The organism is Cytobacillus eiseniae (genome assembly GCF_017874625.1).
Classification (GTDB): domain Bacteria; phylum Bacillota; class Bacilli; order Bacillales; family Cytobacillaceae; genus Cytobacillus; species Cytobacillus eiseniae.
In genome coordinates this window covers 1-5,698 of the sequence record NZ_JAGIKZ010000049.1, presented here as the reverse complement: position 1 = coordinate 5,698, position 5,698 = coordinate 1, and the positions used below count along the sequence as shown (strand labels likewise).

Annotated in this window: 5 protein-coding genes; all 5 read left to right on the top strand. The window is 39.3% G+C overall.

All coding sequences use genetic code 11. The features are described from left to right. Nucleotides 1-536 precede the first annotated feature (536 nt). The 5 genes from J2Z40_RS19555 (at nucleotide 537) to J2Z40_RS19535 (ending at nucleotide 5,439) form a co-directional block, all read left to right on the top strand. On the top strand, nucleotides 537-1,109 hold the full coding sequence (locus tag J2Z40_RS19555; RefSeq protein ID WP_066399405.1) for a 5-formyltetrahydrofolate cyclo-ligase: 573 nt from the start codon (nucleotides 537-539) through the stop codon (nucleotides 1,107-1,109). Further along, nucleotides 1,102-1,887: a DUF92 domain-containing protein gene (locus J2Z40_RS19550; protein WP_066395956.1), complete on the top strand. Its 786-nt coding sequence runs from the start codon at nucleotides 1,102-1,104 to the stop codon at nucleotides 1,885-1,887. The genes J2Z40_RS19555 and J2Z40_RS19550 overlap by 8 nt, the downstream gene beginning before the upstream one ends. A 37-nt stretch (nucleotides 1,888-1,924) precedes the next feature. Beyond that, complete coding sequence (locus tag J2Z40_RS19545; RefSeq protein WP_066395954.1) at nucleotides 1,925-2,113, top strand: hypothetical protein; 189 nt, start codon at nucleotides 1,925-1,927, stop codon at nucleotides 2,111-2,113. A gap of 106 nt (nucleotides 2,114-2,219) precedes the next feature. Further along, on the top strand, nucleotides 2,220-3,869 hold the full coding sequence (locus tag J2Z40_RS19540) for a rhomboid family intramembrane serine protease (RefSeq protein WP_342590353.1): 1,650 nt from the start codon (nucleotides 2,220-2,222) through the stop codon (nucleotides 3,867-3,869). Between the two features lie 109 nt (nucleotides 3,870-3,978). Beyond that, nucleotides 3,979-5,439 (top strand): spore germination protein, encoded by a 1,461-nt coding sequence (locus tag J2Z40_RS19535; protein WP_066395951.1) that lies wholly within the window; start codon nucleotides 3,979-3,981, stop codon nucleotides 5,437-5,439. Nucleotides 5,440-5,698: the final 259 nt, after the last annotated feature.

Here is a 5,698-nt window from a genome sequence, read left to right as displayed (position 1 = left end):
GACAAGCATAAGGAAGGCTGGATGGAAGGTTGTTCTTTAACCTTCAAGCCAGCCAGCCTTATGACCTCGAGGGTCTAGGAGCCGCAGCTAGCCAAAGAAAAGCGAAGGCGACTGTTTAGACCCGACAAGCATAAGGAAGGCTGGATGGAAGGTTGTTCTTTAACCTTCAAGCCAGCCAGCCTTATGACCTCGAGGGTCTAGGAGCCGCAGCTAGCCAAAGAAAAGCGAAGGCGACTGTTTAGACCTGACAAGCATAAGGAAGGCTGGATGGAAGGTTGTTCTTTAACCTTCAAGCCAGCCAGCCTTATGACCTCGAGGGTCTAGGAGCCGCAGCTAGCCAAAGAAAAGCGAAGGCGACTGTTTAGACCCGACAAGCATAAGGAAGGCTGGATGGAAGGTTGTTCTTTAACCTTCAAGCCAGCCAGCCTTATGACCTCGAGGGTCTAGGAGCCGCAGCTAGCCAAAGAAAAGCGAAGGCGACTGTTCTGTTCCAGCTGCAAAAAAAACTCTTATCATTACAAATGGAGGATGAGGGAATGACTAGTGAGAAGAAAGAACTTCGTAAGCAAATAATGGAGTCATTAGGAAAAATAGAAAAGACTGTGTATGAACAAGACTCATATGAAATTGCCGAATCACTTTATCAAGATGTAAAGTGGAAGTCTGCAAAAACCATAGGAATTACAATCTCAAAATTTCCAGAAGTAGATACATATCAAATTATTAGAAAGGCTTGGGAGGAAGGAAAGCGAGTAGCAGTACCTAAATGCCTTCCTAAAGAAAAGTCAATGGTATTTCGAACGTTAACTAGATTTGATCAATTAGAATCTGTTTATTATGGGTTACTGGAACCGAAAGTGGAATGCACAGAGGAAGTTCAGGCAAACGAAATTGATTTATTAATTGTACCAGGCCTTGCTTATACAATTGATGGCTATCGTGTTGGATTTGGGGGAGGCTACTATGACAGATATCTTACAAAATACGATGGCTACACCGTTTCTCTTGCATTTCAGTCACAACTTGTTTCTCATTTGCCAATTGAGGATCATGATCTTGCAGTAAAAAAAGTCATTTCCACAAATAAAATCGAGAGCTTGGATGAATAACACATTCCTTATTTTTTTATTTATTGCGATAACGGCATACAGCGGATATTCTCTTCGATTATTAACTTTGTCAGGAAGCGTAGCCGCCTTCTTGATTGGACTAGCTGTTTCCCTTGGTTTTGGCCTAAAGGGGTTGCTTATTCTTGGATTCTTTTTTGCAAGTTCTAGCTTTTGGTCGAAATATAAACGTCAGAATAAAGCGAAAATCGAAGAACGCCATGAAAAAGGTTCCCGTCGTGATTGGCAGCAAGTAGCAGCAAACGGAGGAACGGCCGCATTATTCAGCCTCCTGTATTATTTTTCACCCCATACGATTTGGATCGTTGGCTTTTCAATTTCTATTGCTGCTGCAAATTCTGATACATGGGCATCAGAAATTGGTTCATTAAGCAAACGACCCCCTTTCTTTATTCGATCATGGAAGCGGATTTCTGCGGGGACATCTGGAGCAGTTAGTTTACTTGGTACGATTGCGGCAATTATTGGTGCTTTTTTAATTGCATTCCTATCCTTTTATTTTTTTCCATTAACAATTATGGACGCAGCAGTCATTTTATTGTTTGGCTTTTTGGGCAATGTGATTGATACGGTTTTTGGTGCATTTCTACAGGCAGTCTACAAATGTAGAAATTGTGGAACAGAAGTTGAGGCAACAACTCACTGTGGAAGACAAACGAAGTTACAAAGAGGACTTGTGTTCATGAATAATGATTTTGTTAATTATTTATCGGGTTTTCTTGCAGCATTGCTAGGAATATTATTTATTTGGATAAAATAATTATGATCATCCCAAACTATTAGTAGGAGGGATGAAAATGGGTCGAATAATGTCCTTATTACTACTTGTTTTAGGTGGATATTATCTTTTCTATAATCGCTATCGTGCGATGAATGTCCTATTTAAATATCCATTGATACGCCGGGTTGCTGTTAGCTCATTCATGGGAATCCCAGGTATTCGTGATCGAATGATGAAAATGGTCTTTCCACCAAGCCGTGTGTAACAGAATTAAAAAGTTTCAAGCACCTTACTAGAAGGCGCTTGGGCGAAAAATCTATGCGAGTGGAGCCTCGTTTTTTGAGAAAGGGACCTTTTATGGTCTTTTTTCTTTGTCTGAAAACGTATCTTACTTTACAAATGGAAGAGAAATTGGCTATTGTTATAAGGAAGCACTAGGCGTTATCGCCTCATTATTAAAGAGAGTGGGGGAAACTTTGAGTTTTCAAGAAGAGTATATATTTTGGAAATTAGCTCATCACTTTATTTCTGAACAAGAATATCGAATTGTTCAATTATCGAAAGAGCATAATGAAATCTGGCTGGAAAAGCTGGAAAATAAACAGGCTCAGGTTATTCGTTTGCTACGATATAATCTGGACTGGAGCAATTGGATGCAGAAGGATATCGCACTAACAGCCGAAAATGGGGAAAGAATTAGAAGACAGCTTGGACGCAGTAATATGAATGTAATGAATGTTTACGTGTCAGCCTTTCCTCCAGTAGATGATTATGAGTTTAGAATAAATGAACCTTTTCTTCATCCGAATAAGAGTAAAACGAAGGTACAATCCGTCCTAGTTGATTTAGCTAATTATAGACATGGCTTAGAGAAGCTTAGCTCAATTGTAAACAATCAAGTTGCCTTTACAATAAATGAAAGCTATAGTGAGAACGAAATAGATGAAATAAAACTTGCTGCATTATCAATCGCTTCAAATAAAACGAATGAAGAGAAGTCTATATTCAATCAAGGAAAGCCATTCTTTACATATGTATTCATGGTCATTCAAGTGGCTGTTTTTCTTTTAATGGAATGGGTAGGAAGCAGCACAGATACATCAACATTAATCAAGTATGGTGCAAAGTTTAATCCGCTAATTCTTGAAGGGGAATGGTGGCGATTTATAACACCTGTTTTTCTCCATATTGGATTTATGCATTTATTAATGAATACGATGTCCTTATACTTTCTCGGTATGGCAGTTGAACAGATTTACGGGAAGGCAAGGTTTCTTATCATCTATTTAATTGCGGGATTTGGCGGCTCATTAGCGAGCTTTTTATTAAGTCCGAGTCTTTCGGCAGGGGCGAGTGGGGCAATTTTCGGCTTGTTTGGATCGCTATTGTATTTTGGGGTTATTTATCCAAAATTATTTTTCCGAACGATGGGCTATAATATTCTTATTATTCTTGGAATCAATTTAGTTTTTGGATTCTCTATGCCAGGAATTGATAATGCTGGCCATATTGGGGGACTAATTGCGGGTTTTCTGGCAACTGGGATTGTTCACTTTCCTAAGAAAAAGAGACTTGGCTTGCAATTGTTATTTCTAATAATTACTATCGTTTCCTTTACAGGTCTGCTTCAGTATGGCTTTAGTGAGCCAGGGAAATTACTTGATAAGCAGTCAGCACTCGTAATGGCGCAAGAATATATTAATCAAGAGGAATATGATCAAGCAAGAGATGTATTAATTGACTATTCGGAAGCAGATGAAGCATCCGCAGAGGTCTATTTTTTGCTTTCCTATGCAGAAATAAATTTAGGTGAATTGAAGCAAGCAAAGGATCACTTGCATGAAGCGATCAAATTGAAAAAAGACTTTCATGAGGCTTACTTTAATTTAGCACTCATCTATATAGATGAAAATAATTTACAAGAAGCAAAAAATCAAATTGAGCAAGCAGTAGAATTAAATCCAGACCAAAAGGATTACCAAAATCTGCTTCAAGAAATAATGAAGCTTATGAATAATTAACATTCAGCGATTCTTATTAAATCATACCAACTATAGGTATGATTCTTTTTTTTGATGTCAAAGCTGTTGAATAGCAATCAAGGAAAAGAATGGAAGAGTGGGAATCCAAATGGGTCATAATGAAAAGAAACTAGTTTCAAATAATTTTGTGGAAAATACCACTTATTTAAAAAATATGTTAGGTGTAGATAAAAGCTTTGATGTCATACAGCTCGATGTGGAATATGCTGAGAGACAAATGGCATTCTATTTTGTAGATGGATTTGTCAAAGATGATATTCTACACTACTTGATGAAAATTTTAAGTGATTTGGAAAAGGAAGAGCTTGAAGGGGATACATTATCAAAGCTTGTCAAAAAGCATATTCCATATGTTGAAGTGGAAACAAATGATGATTTAAATAGTGTTGTTGATGCTGTGCTTGCAGGTCCAACAGCACTCGTAGTTGAAGGAGTTAATAAAGTTATTCTTATTGATGCACGTACATATCCAGTGAGGGGACCTCAGGAGCCAGATATTGAACGAGTTGTTCGTGGATCAAGAGATGGTTATGTTGAAACGATTGTCTTTAATACTGCCTTAACAAGGAGAAGAGTGAGAGATCGAACTTTAAGAATGGAATACATGCAAGTTGGCAGGCGATCGAAAACTGATATTGTCGTTAGTTATATAGAGGATATTGCTGATCCAGATCTAGTGAAAATGGTGAAGGATTCAATCGCAAAAATTGATACGGATGGGTTGCCTATGGCCGAAAAAACAGTGGAGGAATTTATCTCTGGGAGGCATTGGAATCCATATCCGATGATTAGATATACGGAACGGCCAGATACAGCTGCAACCCATTTGTATGAAGGGCATGTATGTATTATTGTTGATGGGTCCCCTAGTGTGATGATCGCACCAACTACATTCTGGCATCATCTTCAGCATGCCGAGGAATATCGGAACAAACCGCTAGTTGGTGCCTATTTACGTATGGTTCGTTTTATTGCTGTTTGGGCTTCACTTTTTCTTTTGCCGCTTTGGTATTTACTCGCGGTTCAACCAGAATTATTGCCAGCAAATTTAGCTTATATTGGTCCGAATGATACTGGGCAACTGCCATTGATTATTCAGTTTCTGATGATTGAGCTTGGGTTAGATATACTTAGGATGGCCGCTATCCATACCCCTTCCTCACTTGCAACCGCACTTGGACTTGTTGCTGCCTTAATGATCGGTCAAGTAGCTGTTGAGGTTGGTTTATTTATAAATGAAGTCATCCTCTATTTAGCGATTGCTGCAATTGGTACTTTTGCTACACCAAGCTATGAAATGAGCCTTGCTAACCGATTGATTCGAATCGGCCTGCTGCTGCTGACTAGTGTATTCCATGGGTATGGATTTGTGATTGGCATTGCGTTATTTATTCTTATGCTTGCAAGGTTAAAGTCATTCGGAGTCCCATACTTATGGCCATTAATTCCATTTAATATTCGAGCATTTAGAGATGTCATATTGCGTTCACCGATACCACTTAAGAATCGAAGACCGAGAATCCTGCACCCGAAAGATCCAGATCGTTAATTTGTATGATAGTGAATAAAGGTATGCTTGTCGGGTCTGGGCAAGCCACTTGCGCTTTTCTTTGTCTAGCTCCAGCGGCTAGACCCTCGAGTCATAAGCCGTTCTGGCCTGAAGGTTAAAGGACAACCTTCACTCCAGCCCGTCTTATGCTTGTCGGGTCTGAACAAGCCACTTGCGCTTTTCTTTGTCTAGCTCCAGCGGCTAGACCCTCGAGTCATAAGCCGTTCTGGCCTGAAGGTTAAAGGACAACCTTCACTCC